Source organism: Streptomyces sp. AF1A (genome assembly GCF_047340315.1).
GTDB lineage: Bacteria > Actinomycetota > Actinomycetes > Streptomycetales > Streptomycetaceae > Streptomyces.
Window position 1 is genome coordinate 1 of the sequence record NZ_JBLEBI010000031.1, and the last position, 19094, is coordinate 19094.

Below are 19094 nucleotides of genomic sequence, written 5' to 3' on the forward strand. Positions count from 1 at the left end.
CCGGCAACGCCCGTCAGGCGATCGCCGCCACGCTGGCCTCCCTGGTGCGGCCCGGCGGCCGGGTCGGCGTGGAGCCGCTGACGTATCCGCTGGTCAAGCAGATCGCGGCCCGTCTCGGGCTGGTCCTCGTGCCGCTCGCCACGGACGAGGAGGGGCCCCGGCCCGAGTCCGTCGCCGCCGCCCACCGCACCGCGCCCCTGTCCGCCCTCTACCTCCAGCCGACCCTGCACAACCCGACCGCGCGGACGGCGTCCGCCGCCCGGCGGGCCGAGCTGGCGGACGTCGTCCACAGGTTGGGGACACCGGTCGTCGAGGACCGGATCTGGGCCTTCCTGCACCCGAGCGGCGCCCCTCCGCTCGCGGCGCTCGCACCAGGTCTGGTCCATGCGGTGGACGGGCTGTCCAAGAGGGTCGCGCCCGGCCTCACCGTCGGCTTCGTGGCCGTTCCGGAGGGGCGCACCGAGGCGGTGGCGCGGGCGATCCGCTCCGGCGGGTGGAGCGCGGGCGGCTTCGCGCTGGAGGCGGCCGTGCGGTGGCTCGCCGACGGCACCGTGGACCGGCTGGTGGCCGCCAAGCGGCGGGACGCGGCGCGCCGCCAGCGGCTGGTCGCCGAGAAGCTGGCCGGCTTCGCCGTACGGTCCGACCCGGCCGCCTACTTCGCCTGGTGGGAGCTGCCCGCGCCGTGGCGCGCGGACACCTTCACGGCCGCGGCGCGGGCGCACGGAATCGCGGTCACGCCGGGCACGGCGTTCTCGGTCGGACCCGGCCGCACCCCGGACGCGGTCAGACTCGGGCTCGCGTCGGCGCCTGAGCCGGAGCTGGCGCGGGCCCTGGCGACCCTCGCCGCCGTCGCGCGGGGCGGCCCAGCCGCAGGCGGCGGGTCAGCCAGACGGTGAGGGCCACCGTGAGGCCCAGGCCGAGCAGCAGCCAGGAGACGGTGCGCAGGGGGCCGGTGAGGGCGTCGTAGACGGCGCCTGCGGCCGGGTGGGGAACGTCGGCGGGCAGGTCGGCGAGGGTCAGGCTGCGTCCGGCCGCCACCGCCAGCCCGAGCAGCGCGCCGCCCAGGGCGGCGCCCAGCGCGGTCGCCGTGACCGCACGGCGGCGGCGCACGGCCAGGGTGATTCCGGCGAGGGCGAAGGCCGCCGCCGCGACCGGGAGCCAGAATCCGGCGACTTCGAGCACGTGGAACCCCTTTCGGAGCGAGGCCAGGTCGTCGGCCGGCAGCACGGCGACGGCGGTGTGCTCCACCGGGATGCGTGCGGCCAGCGGTATGTGGTCCTCGGCGAGCTGTCGCTTGACCTGGGCGGTCACCGGGGCGAAGTCCACGGTGACCGGCTCTTCGGCCGCCTCCTTGCGGTCGTCGCGCAGTGCCTGCAGCACCGCGTCGTGGGTGACCCGGTTGCCGGCGTTCCACGCCAGCCGGAACGCCTGGGTCTGGGTGAAGGAGCGCACGGCGTCGTGCACGAACGAGCGGACGGAGCCGCGCAGCGGGCGCACGTCCACGAGGTGGCGGTCCACCTCGCGCAGGATGTCGTCGCCGACGGTGTCCGCGACGGCTTCCCGCACGTCGGGGTCGGAGGCGAGCGGGGCCATCGTGGTGACGTACCGGCTCGTGTCGGTGAGCCCGTACGCCGCCCAGGCCGCCAGTGCTCCGAAGGGCAGGAGGAGACAGGAGAGGGTGATCAGTACGGCCGACAGGGCGCTCCTGAGACGTGTGGGCACCCTTCCAGGCAAGGGCCCGCAGGGCGGGGGCGCGAGCCGGGCGATGCCATTCGGGGGACGGGGCGCCGGGAGGCGGCCCGGAGCGGACGGGTGTTTCCTGGTACGGGGAGTGCGTGGGCCCCGGCCCCACCGGCCGCGGCCCACGCACCGCGTCCCGGTGCGCCGCCTCCCCGCCGCCCGTCGGATCAGTGGATGCCGCGTGTGCCGTCGGTGTCAGTGGATGCGGCGTGTGCCGTCGTGGTCAGTGGATGCGGCTTCTGCCGTTCGGGATCAGCGGCTGCGGCGTCACCGGTCGGGATCAGCGGATGCGCCGTCCGAACGCGTCCTCGTGCGTGTAGTAGCGGTAGAAGAACACCGTGAAGGTGCCGGCCGAGATCAGGAGCGCGACCAGTACGGCCCGCCGGATCGAGGTGACGCTCTGGATGTAGAGGAAGCCGAACGCGCAGCCGACGAACGCCGACCACAGCAGCGCGTGCACCTCCCGTATCATCCGGGGGCCCAGCACCAGCAGGGTCATGGACAGCACCGCGAACACCAGTGCGCTGGCGAAGCCGAGCAGCAGGTTCCAGCCGGTGATGGGGCCGCCGAAGCGGTTGTTCGCCGCGACCCAGTAGCCGTAGACCAGGCCGAGCAGGACGGGGACCGCCACCCGGCAGATCCGGTGGGTGCGGGCGTCGAAGACGTCGGGCGTGCGGCCGCGGCGCGCGGAGGTGCCGGCCTCCACCTCGGGTGCCGGTCCGCGCCGGGGCAGTCCGCCGGACGCCGGTGCCGCGTGAGCCATGAGAGCACTCCTCTCTCTCCGCCCCCGCCTACAAGAGCACACCTGGGGGCACGGCCTGGCAAGTCGGCCGGGAGCGTGACGCCCGCCCGGATGCGGGCCGATCTCTCCCGTGTTTCGCTGAGGGGCATGGAGGACCGGCCGCCGTGACGGAGAAGGAGTACCGACGGCGCCCGCAGCCGCTGCGGATCCGCGGGTGGAGCATCGCCTGGCTCCCGCCGCTGCTGCTGCTCGCCGGGATCGTGCTGCTGGACGTCAACACCTCCGAGGAGTTCCGGATCACCTCCTGGTTCGTCCTCGTCCCCGGCATCGCCGCCGCGATCTGCGGGGTGTGGACGACGGCCGGCTACGGTGTGCTGTCGCTGCTCACGTACATCGCCGTCGACGGCGCCTGGCCCGGCCAGTACCAGGCCGGCACGGCCGACTTCGTCCTGGTGGCCCTCGGCGGCCTCCTCGCCTCCCTGGCCTCGGCGGCGCGGGTGCGGCGCGAGCGGCAGATGCTGCACATCCGGGACATCGCCGAGACCACCCGGCGCACCGTGCTGCGCCCGCTGCCGACGCAGTGGGCCGACCTGGAACACGCGGGCGTGTACCTCGCCGCCGACGTGGACGCCCGGGTCGGCGGCGACTTCTACGACATCCAGCCCAGTCCTTACGGCACCCGCGTGCTCGTCGGGGATGTGCAGGGCAAGGGCCTGGGCGCCGTGGAGACGGCCGCCGCGCTGCTCGGCACCTTCCGGGAGGCCGGCTACCACGAGAGCGATCTGGCGACCGTCGCCGACCGCCTGGAGACCCGCATGGTCCGCCACCGCGTCCACACCACCGCGATCGGCCGCGACGACGCCGACCGCTTCGCCACCGCCGTGCTGATCGCCTTCCCCCGCGATGCCCCCGACGTGGTCGAAGTCGTCAACTTCGGCCACGAGGCGCCGCTCGCGGTCGGCCCCCGCGGAGTGCGCGAGCTGCCCTGCGGCGACGGGCTGCCGCTCGGCCTCGCCGACCTCGGCGGCGGTCTGCCACCGGTGCGCCGGGTGCCGTTCGCCCTCGACGAGACCGTGCTGCTGGTCACCGACGGCGTGAGCGAGGCGCGCGACGCCCACGGGGACTTCTACCCGGTGGCCGAGGACGTGGCCCGCGCGGTCGCCGCCGACCCGCGCCGCATCCAGCCGCACCGCCTGGTCCGATGGGTGCGCGACGGTGTGCTGCGGCACAGCGGCGGCCGGATCGCGGACGACACCACCGTGTTCGCGGTCCGGCGGATCGGGGTGCAGCGGCAGCCGGCACGGGTGGCGGGCGAGACATCCGAACCGGGAGGTTCGCGGTCCTGAGGAGCGGATGCGCGGCCGCAGCGGCTACGGTGCTGGCGGGAGCGCGGATCCGCGGGGGGTCCGCGGCTCGACAGGGGGAGGGACGATGCCCGGAACCGTGCTGCTGCTCGCGGCCTCGCCGCTGGGCCGGGGACGCCTGGTGGACGCGGCCGGTGTGCTGCCGGTGCTGGCCGCCGTCGCCCCCGTCGTGCTGTCCGGCACCGACACCGCCAACGTCGTCGAGCTCGCGGACCCGGTCGAGCCGCAGGCCGTGCTCACCCGGCTGCGGGCCGCCGCGGCCGCGCCCGGCCCGCTCACCGTGTACGTCACCGGCCAGCTGCACCTGGACCGCCGCCAGCGGCTGCCGCATCTCGCGCTGGCGCGCACCACCGCGGCCACCGTCCGCTACACCGCGCTGCCCTGGCACTGGATCCGCGAGGAACTGCGGCTGCGCCCGGCCGGGCAGACCGCCCTCGTGGTCGACCTGCACGCAGACGCGGAGGTGTGGCGGCAGCTGGCCGAGCGGCCGCTCGACTCGGGCCGCACCGCCACCGTTCACGGTCGCATCGCACCCCCGCACGGCCGCCGGGGACTCGCCGAGCCGACGTACATGAAGACCGTGGCGACGCTGCTGCGCAGCGGGTACCGGCCGCCGCTGGACGAGCTGCACCGTCAGGCGCTGGCCCGCATCGCCGACGAGGCGGCCACGAACATCCTGCTCGCCCCGCCCACCTGGCCCGTGGTGGATGCGCACACTGCCGTCGGTGCCGCCGTGCGGTCGGGCCGCCCTGGGGAGGCCGAGGCGCTTGCCGCGCCCACTCGGCCCGTGGTGAACGCGCACACTGCCGTCGGTGCCGCCGTGCGGTCGGGCCGGCATGCGGAGGCGGACGCGCTTGTCGCGCCGGTGCGGCCCGTCGCGGATCCGCACACCGCCATCAGCGTCGCCGTGCGGTCGGGCCGGCACGCCGAGGCCGACGCGCTCGCCGCACGCCACGAGGAGTTTGCCGTACGCGCCCAGGGGCCCGCCTCGGAGGACGCGCTGCACTGGGCCGAGGTGCGGGCCGACCTCGCGATGTTCGCCGGGGACCCGGTGCGCAGCTGCCAGGCCTGGCTCCGGGTCGCCGGGGTGCGGCTGGCCGCGGGCCAGGCGCCCGACGCCCCCGCCGTGGAGGCCGCCGTGGACCGCGCCCACCACCAGTGGGGCCGGATCGGGGACGCCGCCCGGGCGCGCGAACTCGGGACCGCACTCACGGAGTTGCGGCTCCGGGTGCCGGGCCGCCGGCGGGGCGCGCTGGAGAACGTCCAGCGGCACCTGCGCGAGCTCCAGGCCGCCGCCCAGTAGAACCGACCGGCCGGCTCAGGCCTCCGCCAGCAGCGCCAGGGCGCCCGAGACCAGCGTGCGCACGCCCGGCGCGACCGTCGACAGGTCGGGCGCGAAGTGCGGGCTGTGGTTGCTCGGCACGGCCGCGAACTTCTCCTGGAGGGTGTCGCCGGGCGCCTGCTCCCACACCTCGCCCGGGGTGGTGGTGACGAACCAGTACGCGTACGGGATCGAGCCGAGCGCCAGCTCGGGGAAGTCCTCGCTGCCCATCGCCGGGCCCGGGTCGAACACCGTGCCCGCGCCGAACACCTCGCCGTGCACGGCGGCGACGGCCGCGTCGGTGCCCGCGTCGTTCACGGTCACCGGGAAGGTGTTGCCGATACTGACGTCGGGCTCGCGCGGGCAGCCGGCGGCCAGGCACTCGCCCCGGGCGACGCGCCGGATCGCGGCCAGCATCCGCTGCCGGACCTCCTCGGACTGGGTGCGCAGGTTCAGCGCGATGCGCGCCTCGTCCGGGATGATGTTGTGCCGGGTGCCCGCCTCGATCCGGCCCACCGTCAGTACGGCGGACTCGCGGGCGGCGACCTCGCGCGACACCACGGTCTGCAGCCGAGTGACCAGGTAGGCGGCGGTGACGACCGGATCCACGGTGGCCTCCGGCCGGGAACCGTGCCCACCCCGCCCGTGCACCACGATGTCCACGTCCGTCGAGGCGGACATGATCAGTCCCGGGACGTGCGGGTACAGCCCCGCCGGGCCGGGCGCGGCATGCTGCCCGAGCAGCACGTCCGGCCGCCCGAACCGCTCGTACAGCCCGTCCGCGACCATCCGGGACGCCCCCTGCCCGGTCTCCTCGGCCGGCTGGCCCACCACCAGCAGCGTCCCCCGCCAGGCGTCCCGCCCCGCGGCCAGCGCCTCGGCGGCCCCGGCCAGCCAGGTGACGTGCAGATCGTGCCCGCAGGCGTGCATCACCCCGTTCGTCTCCGAGGCGTACGACAGCCCGGTGGCCTCCCGCACGGGCAGCGCGTCCATGTCGGCGCGCAGCAACACGGTCGGCCCGTCGCCGGAGCGCAGCCGTCCCACGACCCCGGTGCCGCCGACCCCCTCGACGGTCTCGAACCCGGCGCCCTTCAGCCGCCCGGCCAGCTTCCCCGCGGTGCGGTGCTCGTGCAGCGACAGCTCGGGATGGCGGTGCAGGTCCCGGTAGAGATCCTCCAGCTCCGCGACCGGGAGGTCGGAGGTCAGCTCCAGGGCGGTGCGGGCGGCGGTCGAGGTCATGCCCGCAGGGTAGGCCCCTGGCGGTTTGGCCGACAGCCCCACCTGAGCGCGGTCGTCTCGTTACTCTCGGCTACATGGTGAACGTTCGCGAACTCGATCCGAGTGCCTCGCCGTTGGACTACTTCGGATACGAGCTGCGCAGGAAGCGGGAGGAAGCCGGGCTGACGCAGAAGGAGCTGGGCTCCGTCCTCTTCTGCACCGCCTCCCTCATCGGCCAGATCGAAACCACGCTGAAGGTCCCGACCAGAGAGTTCGCCGAGCGGGCGGACGCGGCACTGATGACCGACGGCGTCTTCACGCGGTTGGTGGGGCTGGTGTTGCGGAGTCAGTTGCCGAGCTGGTTCCAGCCCTACGCGGAGATGGAGGCGAAGGCGGCGTATATCTCGACGTACCAGGCACAGATGGTCTACGGCCTGTTGCAGACCGAGGCGTACGCGCGTGCCGTGCTGGCAACGGGCATGCCGGACAGACTCGATGAACTGGTGGCGGCCCGCATGGAGCGTCAACGTATCCTGGCTCGCGAGCAGCCGCCGTTGACCTGGGTCGTCCTGGACGAGGCAGCCCTTCGCAGACCCGTCGGCAGCCCGGAGATCATGCGGGAGCAACTCGCCCGCCTGCTGAACTTCCGGGATCACAAGTGGGTGCGCATCCAGGTGTTGCCGTTCGAGGCGGGTGAACATGCCAGCCTCATCGGGTCGTTCAACTTCCTGCGCTTCGCCGAACACCCGGACATCGTCTACACCGAGGACCTGATCTCGGGACACATGACGGCCAACCCGGACACCCTCCGGGAGGCGAGCCTTCGTTACGCTCACCTGCAGGCCTCCGCCCTCTCCGTGGAGGACTCGGCGGCTCTGATCACCCGCGTGATGGAGGAACACTATGCGCATACACCCGGACCTGACGAACGTGCGGTGGCGCAAGTCCTCGTACAGCGGCAACACCGGAGGTGACTGCGTCGAGGTGGCCGACCTCCCCACCCTCGTAGCCGTCCGCGACTCCAAGAACCCCGGCCACGGCGCCCTCACCCTCGCGCCGGAGGCGTTCGCGGCGTTCGTGAGGTACGTGACCACGGCATAGCGCCGACAGGACGGCGCCCCCGCGTGGCCGTGGGCCTGCGGGGGCGCCGTGTGCCGCAGTTCGGTCAGTTGTCGGGTCCGAGGGTCGTCAGGTCGATGCCGCCGGCAATGGCGTTGTAGGCGTCGGCGGTGAGGTTGACGTGGTCGCCGGCGTCGTAGTCGTCGGGTGCCGCGTCGGTGTCCAGAATCAGGGGTGCGGGGTCTGCCGTGCTCGTGGCGTCGGGGACGGCCACCGTTGATTCGGCGTCCAGATAGGTGACCGTGGGGGTGCTGTAGTCGGTCTGGTCGGTGATCCAGGTGTTGGTCTCGGTCCGGTCGGTGTCCTTGTCCGTGGTGCAGGGGCTGTAGCCCTGGCAGGGGGTGAGGGTGGTGAGGACGACCTTGATGCCCCACCCGCGCAGTTGATCCAGCAGTTGGCCGTATGCCAGCGCGAGGTCCGTGTCGTCGCTCCCGGCAAGGATGTCCTTCAACCCCTGGTCGACGACCACGGTGGTGACGCCGGGTTCGGCGAGGACGTCTCGGTCCAGCCGTGTCAGCACGGCCGGTCCGCCCTGGGACTGCTCGGTGGCGAGGCGGTTGTTCTCGATGCCGGAGGCGATGACGCCGTAGTCGGGAATGCCCTGGCTGTTGGTTCTCAGCGCGGTGGCGAGGTAGTCGGAGATACGGGGAGTCGTGAGGCCGGGTTTCGTTCCGTCGGCGAAGGGGTCGATGAGGTTGTCGCCGAGTACGGCCACGGTGGGCTGGTTGCCGCTGGTGACGACGTCGATGCCCGTGAGGATGTCCGTGAACTCACCCCACTGCACGCCGGTACCGCTGAAGGCGGTGGTCGCGGTGTCCGCCGTGTGATCGCCCGATCCGACGGCGCTGACCCATTGCGTGGCCGCGGTGGCCCAGCTGTGCTGGACGAGGTAGGGCGTGTCGTTGACGAGGTGCAGGCTGATCAGGACGCGCTTGCTGGGCGTGGCGGCGTAGGCGGTCGGATCGCTGTAGATCTCGCCACCGGCGGGAATGGTCACCGTTTTGCTGCCTCCGTTGAAAGTGAGGTCAGCGGGGGTTCCGGTGGGGGCGGCTCCAGAGGACTGGGTGGCGATGGTGGTGTGGTCGATGGTCAGCGGGGTGCGGCCGAGCGCATTGGACAGCCGGATGCGGACGCTGGAACCGGCCACGCTCGGGTTCGCCGCGATGCGGAAGGTCTGGTTCTTGTAGTCGGTGTTCTCGAAGTTGAACGCGCCCTCGTTGGGAGAGCTCCACGCGCCTGTCCACTGGGCGCCGCCGGGTGCGGTGCCGGTGTCACGGACGGCCATGGCGAAGAGGTGCAGCCCCGGGACGTCCTGCCGGGCGGTGTCGCTGAGGTCCGGCAGGGTGACGGAGCTGATCGAGGCACCCGCCTTGAGAGGGACCGCGAAGGCGTAGATGTTGGTGCTGCGGGTCTCCTGGGTGCCGCTGGTGTGGTTGCGGTGGGGGAGCGTGACGGCGGCCAGGGCGTTGGAGCCGTACACCCAGTCGGGGACGGTCAGGTGGTAGGCCGAGGTGCTGCCGTCGGCGTAGGTGACGGAGCCGTAGGGTCCACCGGCCCTGCAGTCCTCGTACTGCCCGTTGCCCAGGGTGCATTCCGTTCCGCTGACGGAGGTCCCGTCCGGGACGACGGGGCTGGAGTAGTCGTCCTCGGCGCGTTGCGAACTGACGAACCCGTAGGTGGAGAAACCGAGGAAGACGAGGGCACGGCCGCTGCCGCTCATCTGGATCGTCTGGTTGGCGGCCATGACGTTGTCGCCCGAGGAGGCCCCGAAGCTCGGCAGGGTGAACGTGGCGCCGTCCACGGTGATCCTGCCGCCGGGTTGCCAGCCCGCCGCCTTGAGATCCTGCAGTGACATGGTCGCCCCGACGCCGTCGGCGTCGCCCGCTGCCTGGTTGTCATTGTCGGTGACGGCGGTGTTGTCGAACGCGTCCTTGAGGCTGGCATAGGTCTTGCCGGGATGGCCGAGGGCGGTGAAGTGGTACTGCTGCTGGGCGGAGACGTTCCCGGCGGAGTCGACCGCGTAGACGTAGAGCGTGTGTGTCCCCGGGGCGGCGGGGGTGACGGAGATCGTCGCGGTGTTGCCGGAGGCCGTGACGACCTCGGAGCTCGGCGTGCTGGACGTGGGCGGGCTGACGTCCAGGTTGTAGAGGAACTTGGTGGCGCTGTTGGTGCTGAGAGTGAAGTGGCCTGGAGTGCCCGCCGCGGTGATGCCGGCGGAGTCCTCCGGGTAGAGGCCGTCCTTGTCCTGGACCGTCGGCTCTGCCGGGGCGGTGAGGTCGACGGTGAAGTGGCAGGTGGAAGAGGTGGCGCTGGTGTCCTTGCCGTCGCTGGAGGTGACGTTCCAGCCCACCGTGTCACCGGTCTTCAGCCCGCTCATGAACGAGGAGGACAGCTGCTTGGGAGCGTTCTGCCCACTGGCCACGGTGGCACTGGTGGTCGTGGTGGAGGTGCCTCCGTTGACCCAGTACTTGTAGGTCGCCGCCAAGGCGTCCTTGTCGCCGTCGCTGACCACGGCGTTGAGCGTGGGCGGCGTGGTGACCAGTGTCTTGCCGATCACGGGGTAGGGGCTGGAGGTTCCGCAGCCGACCGAGTGCGTGCCGAACTTGGCGGCCAGGCTGCTCGGCTTGCCGGGGATGTGGTTGTACTCGATCGACATGGACGGGTTGTTGGCGAACCGCTTGAAGTAGTTGCCGTCTCCACTGCCTTGCTGGCTGTTGACCAGGGCGAAGGTCCAGTTGGAGTCCTTTGCGGCGGCCTTCTTGGCGATCGTCGAGGTGACGGAGAAGCCGCCGGAGGGCTCGCTGCTGCAGGCGGGACCGAAGCTCTTGCTCGCCAGGTAGCTCGACAGGCTCGGCTTGTTGTTCCAGGTGGTGCCGGAACCGATGGCACCGCTGAGATACAGCTTGACGTCGGAGGAGAGGCTGCAGCTGGCCGAGTAGTTCTCCTTGACGTTCACCGTGGCGGACACGATGTGGGTGCCCCAGACCGAGGATGGGATGCCGAGCTGGAAGTAGGAGCGTTCGGTGCCGATGCACCCGGACCAGCTGTTGTAGCCGACACCGGGGTCGCCGTACTGGGTGGAGTCGTAGTTCTTCGCCGACGGGCAACCCTGCTGCGTCTCGACGTAGTGCTGTTTGCTGCCGGTGGCGTAGTGCGGGTTCCAGCTGGGATCGATGTAGACGGGGTAGTGGGTGGCGGGATCTGCAAGCAGCTTCTGGTCGGGCGTCAGGGACAGCGTGTTCCCGCTGACGTCATCCGCGACATGGGCGACCTGGGCTCCGATGCCCGGTCCGGACGCACCGCCGTCCGTGTCGGCGGGCGCTGAGCCGACCGTGTCGTGGGACGTAGCAGCCAGTTGGGTGGTGGTACCGCCGGTGGAGGAGTCCCACATCAGGGGCTGAGGGGCACTGAACATCACCTGCCCCTCCGGCGTGGCGGCCTGCAGGTTGTCGTGGCCGTCGTCGGAGACGGTCACTCCCGTGGCACGCGTGGTCAGTTTCAGCGTCGCCAGGGCGGGATCGACGGCCGCCTCGGCCGTCTTGACGACGATCAGCTCGGAGAACCCACCGAGGGTGTTCGCCGTCAGCTGGAGATCCACGTCCTTGAGAACGCCGGGATAGGTGATCGTGGCACCGGAGACGATCGGTCTGGGCAGCGCCTGGGGCCAGGAGAAGTCGAGTTGCGCCTTGCCGCTCGCCATGGACACCAGCGGCGTGGTGCCGCCGCCGGAGAAGGACAGAGGCTCCGCGGATGCCTTGGGGCTGTAGCTGCCGTCGTCGTTCTGCTGCAGGGTGGCGTCGACGGGTGTCCACGCGTCGTCCTTGCGGACACGCTCGGGCAGCAGGTTGGTTGTCCAGGTTACGGTGCCCGACGGGTTGGCCTGGACGGTGGCGGTCTCGGTGGTCAGCGCTGCCACCTGCACTGGACTGCCGGTGGCTGCGGCCTTGCTCTGAGCGGCTGCCAGTTCCGCCTGCTGGTCCTTGGTCAGACCTGAGTCGTCCGCCGGACGTGTGGTGCCCAGGGGGCCGTCGGGACGGGACTGGGGCAGGGGCGGCGCCGGCGTGGAGACGGGCGACGTACCACCTCCGTCAGCCATGGCCGGTACGGCGGGCGCCAGAGACAGCGTGACCGCGCAGACGGCGGCCGTGACCACCAGCCGGCCAGGTATTCGCGGTTTCTTTTTGAATGGTCCGTTCGCATGGCGCGGGCGAAAAAGGCCGGACATCTGCCCCCCAGTTTACGTCCGATCAGAAAAGAGCCGATAGGCATCGGGAGGCTACCCGTGAGTGCGCCAAAGAGACAACAGGTGGCTGAAACCTCGCTGCCCTGCCTATCCGCTTGACCAATGCGAATTATGGGTGATTTGCTGCTACTCCGGCCGTTGGCGGCTTTCTTGACCAGTCGCGTAAGTCCATGGACGAATTCAAGCCACATCTGCCCTTTCTTGATTGTTCCAAAGCCCTTTCATGGTGATTCCTATGCATGATCAATACTGTGGAGGCTCTGTGAAAGTCGGCTCCGCCCTGATCGAATATCTCCTCGGCAGTCACGCTGAATTGGGGGGGCGGAGTGCGTCGGAATTCGCCGTGCCGGATTTACGCAAGAGCTATGCGGATACGCAGGGTTCCCGGCTTGTGGATCGCCGTCATCACCGCGCTCGGACTCATGGCGGGTGTCATCGCACCGCAGGCGGCACTCGCCGCGGTCCACCGCCCCGACTACCTGGTGAAACTGAAAAAGGAACACTCGGTCCCGGTGACGCTGGTCAGGGGCAGACATGCCGCAGTACCGCGCATGGCCCGCTGGAACCTCAAGAAGGCGCACACGACCTGGCCCGCGGCGGGCGCCGGCGACGCAGCCGTGCCTGCCCACGGTGCTCAGGCCGAGCGCGCCGGCCATCTGCCGGTCTCTTTGAAGGCATCCAAGGGCAAGCACCGCGCGCCCTCGGGCACCGAGCTGCATGTGCGCATGCCGGGCCAGAAGGCCGCACAGAAGCTCGGGCTGCGCGGCGTGCTCCTCACGGTTCAGCCGGACACCAGGACTGCCGGCGGCAGCGCTCGAATCAGCCTGGACTACTCGGCGTTCAAGGACGCGTACGGCGGTGACTGGTCGGGCCGACTGCACCTGGTGCGGTTGCCGGCCTGTGCGCTGACCACCCCCGACAAGGCCGCGTGCCGTACGCAGGTTCCACTGGCCTCCACCAACGACGCCAAGGGCCGGACCGTCTCCGCCGACCTCGCGCTGCCGGCCCGCGCCAGTACGCAACAAGCCGCTGCGGCCCAGCCGATGGTCCTTGCCGCAGTGGCCGGGGCCTCTGGCGGCGGCGGCAACTACGGGGCGACCTCGCTGGCGCCCTCCGGTCAGTGGTCGGCCGGTGGCTCCAGCGGCGCCTTCGCGTACTCGTACCCCATCACCGTGCCCGACGTCCCCGGCGGTCTGGCTCCGAGCGTTGCCCTGAGCTACAACTCGCAGAGCGTGGACGGGCGCACCTCCTCCACGAACGCCCAGTCCTCCTGGATCGGCGACGGCTGGGACTACTCGCCGGGCTTCGTCGAGCGCAGCTACCCGGCCTGCTCCGACGACGCGGCGAACGGCACGCCGAAAACCTCCGACGAGTGCTGGTCGGACACCGCTCAGACGCTCACCCTCTCGCTGGGCGGCTCGTCCAACACCCTCGTCCACGACGACAAGACCGGCACCTGGCACCCACAGGACGACAACGGCGAAAAGGTCGAGATCAAGACCGACACGGTCAACGACGACAACGACCACGAGTACTTCGTCGTCACCACCGCCGACGGCACCCGGTACTACTTCGGCCTGAACCGGCTGCCCGGCTGGGCCACGGGCAACGCCACCACCAACTCGGTGTTCACCACCCCCGTGTACGGCAACGACACGGGCGAGCCGTGCCACGCCTCCACCTTCGCCGCCTCCTGGTGCCAGCAGGGCTACCGGTGGAACCTCGACTACGTCGTCGACACCCACGGCAACGCCATGAGCTACTGGTACACGCCGGAGACCGGCTACTACGGCCGTGACGACGCCACCACCGCCACCCCTTACACCCGCGGCGGCTACCTCGCCAAGATCCAGTACGGCCAGCTGGCGGGCAAGGTCTACGACTCCACCGCGCCGGCCGCCGCCCAGGTCTTCTTCGACACCTCCGAACGCTGCCTGCCCGACTCCAGCTTCGACTGCGCCTCCTCGAAGATGACGACGGCCAACGCCTCGCACTGGCCCGACGTCCCCGTCGACCAGACCTGTGCCTCGACGGGCAGCTGCGGCAACCACGGGCCGGCCTTCTTCACCACCAAGCGCCTGACCGGCATCCGCACCCAGATCCTGGTGGGCACCGCCTACCAGGACGTCGACGCCTGGTCGCTGACCCACACCTTCCCCGCCACGGGGGACACCACCACGCCGTCCCTGTGGCTGCAGTCCATCACCCACACCGGCAAGGACGGCGGAAGCCTGTCCCTGCCTCCGGTCAGCTTCGCCGGGCAGGCGCTCGCCAACAGGGTCGACGGCCTGGACGGCTACCAGCCGATCACCCGATACCGGTTGACCACCGTGACCACCGAGTCCGGGGAGGTGATCACCGTCAACTATTCGGGTCCCCAGTGCCACCGGCAGGGCACCACGGTGCTGCCGTCCAGCGAGGACAACAACACCTACCGCTGTTACCCGTCGTACTGGACCCCGCCGGGGCAGACCTCCCCCCAACTGGACTGGTTCAACAAGTTCGTCGTCAACTCGGTGACCACACAGGACCCGACCGCACACGGCCTGCCCGTCCAGACCTCCTACGCGTACATCGGCGACCCGGCCTGGCACTTCAACGACGACCCGCTCACGCAGGCCAAGTACCGCACCTGGAACCAGTGGCGCGGCTACGGCACGGTGGAGACGCGAACCGGCACCTCGCCGGAGAGGATCACGCTGTCGCGGCAGACGTACTTCCGCGGCATGGATGGCGACAAGACCTCCTCCGGCACACGCAGCGTCACCCTCAACGACCGCGCCGGCGACGACCCCCAGAAGGACTCGGACTGGCTGGCGGGCCAGCCTTTCGAGACCGAGGGGTACAACGGGGACGGCGGCGCCCTGCTGTCCGACGAGATCTCCGATCCCTGGAGCTCACCGGCCACCGCGACGCAGTCGCGTACGAAGGCGGGCCTGGACGCCCTGGTCGCCCGCCGCGTCAACATCCAGCGCAGCCGTGCCATCACCACCAAGGCGGACGGTACCCAGCGCACCACCGAGACCGACTACACCATCGACGAAGCCACTGGCCTGCCGAAGGCGGTCGACGACCGCGGTGACACCTCCACCACCGCGGACGACAAGTGCACCCGTACCTGGTACGCCCAGGATGCCTCGGGCAACACCCTGCCCGCCCCGCGCAGGGTCCAGCAGGTCGCCGTCTCGTGCTCCGCCACGCCGAAGTACCCGGACGACCTGATCAGTGACGACCTGACCTTCTTCGACAACTCCACCGACAACACCGCGCCTCCCACCAAGGGCGACGTGACCATGGTGCAGAAGGCCGACTCGGTCGACAGCGACGGCACGGTGCACTACATCACCGCGCTGAAGAACACCTACGACTCCTACGGCCGCGAACTCACCGCGACCGACGCGGACAACCGCACCACCACCACGACCTACACCCCTGCCACCGGCGCCGCACCGACCTCCATCAAGGTCACCCAGCCCAAGGTCACCGGCCAGAGCGCGGGCTTCAGCACGACGACCACCCTGGATCCGGCGCGTGGCCTGGACCTGAAGACCACGGACGCGGCGGGCTACTCGACCACCAGCAGCTACGACCCGCTGGGCCGGCTCACCGCGGTGTGGGAGCCGGGCTTTTCGACCAGCAACAACCCCAACACCAAGTACAGCTACGACCTCGATCCGAAGGTGCCGTCGACGGTCACCACGCAGACCCTGCTCGACAACAACGCCTACCGCACCTCCATCTCGATCTACGACGCGATGCTGCGCCCGCGGGAGACGCAGACGTCGACGGCGGACGGCGGCCGGGTCATCACCGACACGGTCTACGACAGCCACGGCTGGGCCGTGAGCAGCTCCGACCCCTACTACAACAGCGGTGCCCCCTCCGGCACGCTGGTGGCCGCGCCCGACAACGAGACCCCCTCCCAGACCGCCACCGTCTACGACGGCGCCGGTCGTCCGACCGCTTCGATCGCCTACCACTTCGCATCGGAGACCTGGCGCACGACCACCGCCTATCCCGGCTCCGACCGCGTGGACGTCACACCGCCGGACGGTGACACACCCACCACCACGTACACCGACGCACGCGGCCAGACGGTCAAGCTGCTGCGCTACCACGGCAGCACCCCCACCGGGGCCGCGGACACCGTCACCTACAGCTACGACGCCGCCGGCCACCAGATCGGGCAGGACGACGGCCGCGGCCACACCTGGAGCAGCCACTACGACCTGCTGGGCCGCCGCACGTCGCAGACCGACCCCGACACGGGCTCGTCCAGCTCCACCTACGACAACGCGGGTCAGCTGCTGACCACCACGGACAACCGCGGCAAGACCATCAGCTACGCGTACGACGAGATGGGCCGCAAGACGGCCGAGTACGACACCACCGGCGGTGTCGACCCCGCGCCTGGCAACGAACTGGCCGCCTGGACCTACGACACGCTGAAAAAGGGCAAGCCCACCTCGTCCACCCGGTACGTCGGCGGCACCAGCGGCACCGCGTACACCAGCAAGGTGCTCGGCTACGACAGCCACGGCTGGGTGCAGGCCACCGAGCTGGTCGTGCCCTCGTCCGAGGGTGCGCTGGCCGGTACCTACATCCATCAGAACAGGTACAACCTCACCGGCACACTCAAGTCGTACACCGACCAGGACCCGACCACCGTCGCGCTGCCCGAGGAGACGGTCTCCTACACCTACGACGCCTACGACCGCCCCATCGGCGTGGGAGGCGACACCAACGGCTGGGCGTACGTCAGCGGCCTGACCTACACGGAGTTCGACGAGCCGCAGCAGTACACCTACGGCACGTCGGGCAACTTCGCTCAGCAGACCCTCAGTTACGACGACCAGACCCACCGTCTGCTCGGCTCCACCACCGTCACCCAGTCCGGCCACGCGATCGCCGACCAGACCCAGTACGCCTACCAGCCCTCCGGCAACGTCACCAAGATCTCCGACAAGCTGGAGACCGGCCAGACCGACACCCAGTGCTTCAGCTACGACTGGGCGCAGCGCCTGAAGGCGGCCTGGACGGCCACCGACGACTGCGCCGCCACGCCTGCGCCGGGCGGCTCGTCCACCGTGGGCGGGCCGAACCCGTACTGGCAGAGCTGGACCTACGACGACACCGGCGCGCGTCAGACCCAGGTCGACCACGATCCTTCCGGCGACACGTCCCACGACACCACCGCCACCTACACCCCGTTCACCGCGGGCAAGGGCCCGGCGCATGCCGTCGCCCAGGTCGACAAGGTCACCCCCGGCGATCCGACCGCCAGTACCACCAACACCTACACCTACGACGAGGACGGCAACGTCCTGACCCGCACCACGCGCGCGGGTACCGACACGTTCACGTACGACGACGAGGGCAAGCTCGCCGACCTGTCCTCGACGGGCAGCGCCGGCGACACCAAGTACCTCTACGACGCCGACGGCAGTCTGCTGATCCGCCGCAGTCCTGATGGCACCACTCTCTACACGGGTGACGAGGAGCTCACCGTCAAGAAGGGCGCCTCCAGCGCCGACGGTGTGCGCTACATCTCCCTCGCGGGCGAAACCGTGGCCACCCATTCCTCCGACGGCCACTTCACCTACCTGATCCCGGACCGCCAGGGCACCGGAACCCTGGCCATCGACGCCCAGACCCAGGCCGTCACCCGCCGCCAGTACAAGCCGTTCGGCGAGGAACGCGACCAGACAGGCGCCTGGACCGCAGGCCAGCGCGGATACGTCGGCGGTACCCAGGACGACAACACCGGCCTGACCAACCTCGGCGCCCGCGAATACGACCCGTCCATCGGCCGCTTCCTGGCCCCAGATCCCCTGCTGGACACCGGCGACCCGCAGTCCTGGAACGCCTACGACTACGCCGACGACACCCCCGTCACCAGCTCTGATCCCTCCGGCCTGTGCATGGCAGACCAGTGCGGCGTCGGCTACCCCATCGGCGGGACCGGCACCAGCAAGAGCAACCCGAAGCGCTACGTCGACACGGGCCCGGTCGACCCCGGCGGCTCGAATCCGGTCTACTGCCACCACGGCAACTGCACCGACGGTCACCGCCTCGGGCAGGGTGAGGGAGCCAACGGCGGCAACGGCAACACCCAGAAGGACCAGCAGGCCGAAGCCCGCGCAGCGGCACGGGCCAAGGCCACCGCGGATGCGGCAGTCGCCGCCGCGAAGAAGCAGGCATCCGGCCTCAAGAACCGCATCCTCAGCCTGGTGGCCGACGTCATCGGCCTCACCGACGCCTACAACTGCTTCACCAAGGGCGACGTCATGGGCTGCGTCAACACCGCCCTGACCGCCGTCCCCTGGGGCAAGGTCTTCAAGGCCATCAAGGTCGGTATCGAGGCCTTCAAGGTCTGGCGCGCTCTTGACCGCGCCTACACCGCGGTCAAGGACGCCGAGGAAGCGGCAAAGATCGCCGACGGCGTCCTCGACACCGAACGCGCACTGGCGGAGGCCAGAGAAGCCGAGAGCGCCGGCACGGAAGCCATCGGCTGCAGCGTGCACAGCTTCGTCCCCGGCACGGCGGTACGCCTGGCCGACGGCTCATCCAAACCGATCGGCCACATCAAGACGGGCGACACCGTCCTCGCGACCGATCCCCAGACCGGCGTCACCGCACCGGAAAAGGTCCAGAACGTCATCGTCACCAAGACGGACCGCGACTTCACGACCCTCACCCTGGACACCACCCCGGTCCGCGGCCCGCCCCACACCCGCAAGCACCACGCCCACACCCTCACCACGACCTGGCACCACCCCTTCTGGGACGCCGGCCACCACCGCTGGACCGACGCCCACGACCTCACCCCCGGCACCAGGCTCCGCCAGCCCGACGGCACGACGGTCCTCGTCAGCGCGGTCCACAACTTCCACCAGCACAGGACGACGTACGACCTCACCGTCGGGAACCTGCATACGTACTATGTGCTGGCGGGTGCCACGCCGGTACTCGTGCATAACTGTGGTGAGGCCGCGGAGGCTGCCTCTGAGGGGCCGCAAAGTCTCTACCACTACACGAATGAAGCGGGGCACGACGGAATTATTTCGAGTGGCGAGATGAGACCTTCCCTGAAGGCGAACAATCCGAAGGATGCTCGCTATGGAGATGGCCAGTACCTGACGGACATCAAGCCCGGGACGAAGACACTTGGACAGCTCTCAGCAGCTTTCTTGCGGGTCCCCTGGGCTGGACGTAAGTTCACTCACTACATCGAAATCGACGTCAGAGGGCTAGACGTAGTGGAAGGAAGGCCAGGAGTGTTCGTGATCCCAAACAGCGGGTCACTCGATCTAACCGGCCGCATCCTTAGCTCTGGAAGGAACTAGA

General features: G+C 70.3%; 10 protein-coding genes. 6 read left to right on the forward strand and 4 right to left on the reverse strand.

The genetic code is table 11. The features are described from left to right. A partial coding sequence (locus ACLU3S_RS12520; protein WP_413951855.1) for an aminotransferase class I/II-fold pyridoxal phosphate-dependent enzyme occupies positions 1 to 896 on the forward strand: 896 nt, incomplete at its 5' end. Here ACLU3S_RS12520 and ACLU3S_RS12525 read toward each other — a convergent pair. Next, positions 784 to 1722: a hypothetical protein gene (locus ACLU3S_RS12525; RefSeq protein ID WP_413951856.1), complete on the reverse strand. Its 939-nt coding sequence runs from the start codon at positions 1720 to 1722 to the stop codon at positions 784 to 786. The two genes, ACLU3S_RS12520 and ACLU3S_RS12525, sit on opposite strands and share 113 nt — an antisense overlap. A gap of 298 nt (positions 1723 to 2020) precedes the next feature. Continuing rightward, positions 2021 to 2503 carry a hypothetical protein gene (locus ACLU3S_RS12530; protein WP_413951857.1) on the reverse strand — a complete coding sequence of 161 codons (483 nt, stop codon included), beginning with the start codon at positions 2501 to 2503 and terminating at the stop codon, positions 2021 to 2023. Between the two features lie 143 nt (positions 2504 to 2646). On the opposite strand from ACLU3S_RS12530, the gene ACLU3S_RS12535 reads away from it, so the two are divergent. Continuing rightward, the gene (locus tag ACLU3S_RS12535; protein WP_413951858.1) at positions 2647 to 3828 is read left to right on the forward strand and encodes a PP2C family protein-serine/threonine phosphatase; all 1182 of its coding nucleotides are present in this window, start codon (positions 2647 to 2649) and stop codon (positions 3826 to 3828) included. 85 nt (positions 3829 to 3913) lie between these two features. Further along, positions 3914 to 5149 carry a hypothetical protein gene (locus ACLU3S_RS12540; protein WP_413951859.1) on the forward strand — a complete coding sequence of 412 codons (1236 nt, stop codon included), beginning with the start codon at positions 3914 to 3916 and terminating at the stop codon, positions 5147 to 5149. Between the two features lie 15 nt (positions 5150 to 5164). On the opposite strand, the gene ACLU3S_RS12545 is transcribed toward ACLU3S_RS12540, so the two are convergent. Next, complete coding sequence (locus ACLU3S_RS12545) at positions 5165 to 6406, reverse strand: amidohydrolase (protein ID WP_413951860.1); 1242 nt, start codon at positions 6404 to 6406, stop codon at positions 5165 to 5167. A 74-nt stretch (positions 6407 to 6480) separates the two neighbouring features. Here ACLU3S_RS12545 and ACLU3S_RS12550 point away from each other — a divergent pair, with 74 nt between their 5' ends. Then, positions 6481 to 7359 carry a helix-turn-helix domain-containing protein gene (locus ACLU3S_RS12550; protein ID WP_413951861.1) on the forward strand — a complete coding sequence of 293 codons (879 nt, stop codon included), beginning with the start codon at positions 6481 to 6483 and terminating at the stop codon, positions 7357 to 7359. Between the two features lie 10 nt (positions 7360 to 7369). Continuing rightward, positions 7370 to 7486 carry a DUF397 domain-containing protein gene (locus tag ACLU3S_RS12555; protein WP_413951862.1) on the forward strand — a complete coding sequence of 39 codons (117 nt, stop codon included), beginning with the start codon at positions 7370 to 7372 and terminating at the stop codon, positions 7484 to 7486. A 64-nt stretch (positions 7487 to 7550) separates the two neighbouring features. Here ACLU3S_RS12555 and ACLU3S_RS12560 read toward each other — a convergent pair whose 3' ends face one another. After that, on the reverse strand, positions 7551 to 11600 hold the full coding sequence (locus tag ACLU3S_RS12560) for a hypothetical protein (protein ID WP_413951863.1): 4050 nt from the start codon (positions 11598 to 11600) through the stop codon (positions 7551 to 7553). Between the two features lie 512 nt (positions 11601 to 12112). Here ACLU3S_RS12560 and ACLU3S_RS12565 point away from each other — a divergent pair. Beyond that, positions 12113 to 19093 carry an HYD1 signature containing ADP-ribosyltransferase family protein gene (locus tag ACLU3S_RS12565; RefSeq protein ID WP_413951864.1) on the forward strand — a complete coding sequence of 2327 codons (6981 nt, stop codon included), beginning with the start codon at positions 12113 to 12115 and terminating at the stop codon, positions 19091 to 19093. Position 19094: the final 1 nt, after the last annotated feature.

Excerpts from the sequence above, each read along its gene's own strand:
- ACLU3S_RS12550 (WP_413951861.1), top strand. The coding sequence starts at position 6,481 with ATGGTGAACGTTCGCGAACTCGATCCGAGTGCCTCGCCGTTGGACTAC.
- ACLU3S_RS12530 (WP_413951857.1), bottom strand. The coding sequence starts at position 2,503 with ATGGCTCACGCGGCACCGGCGTCCGGCGGACTGCCCCGGCGCGGACCG.
- ACLU3S_RS12560 (WP_413951863.1), bottom strand. The coding sequence starts at position 11,600 with ATGGCTGACGGAGGTGGTACGTCGCCCGTCTCCACGCCGGCGCCGCCC.
- ACLU3S_RS12545 (WP_413951860.1), bottom strand. The coding sequence starts at position 6,406 with ATGACCTCGACCGCCGCCCGCACCGCCCTGGAGCTGACCTCCGACCTC.
- ACLU3S_RS12565 (WP_413951864.1), top strand. The coding sequence starts at position 12,113 with ATGCGGATACGCAGGGTTCCCGGCTTGTGGATCGCCGTCATCACCGCG.
- ACLU3S_RS12540 (WP_413951859.1), top strand. The coding sequence starts at position 3,914 with ATGCCCGGAACCGTGCTGCTGCTCGCGGCCTCGCCGCTGGGCCGGGGA.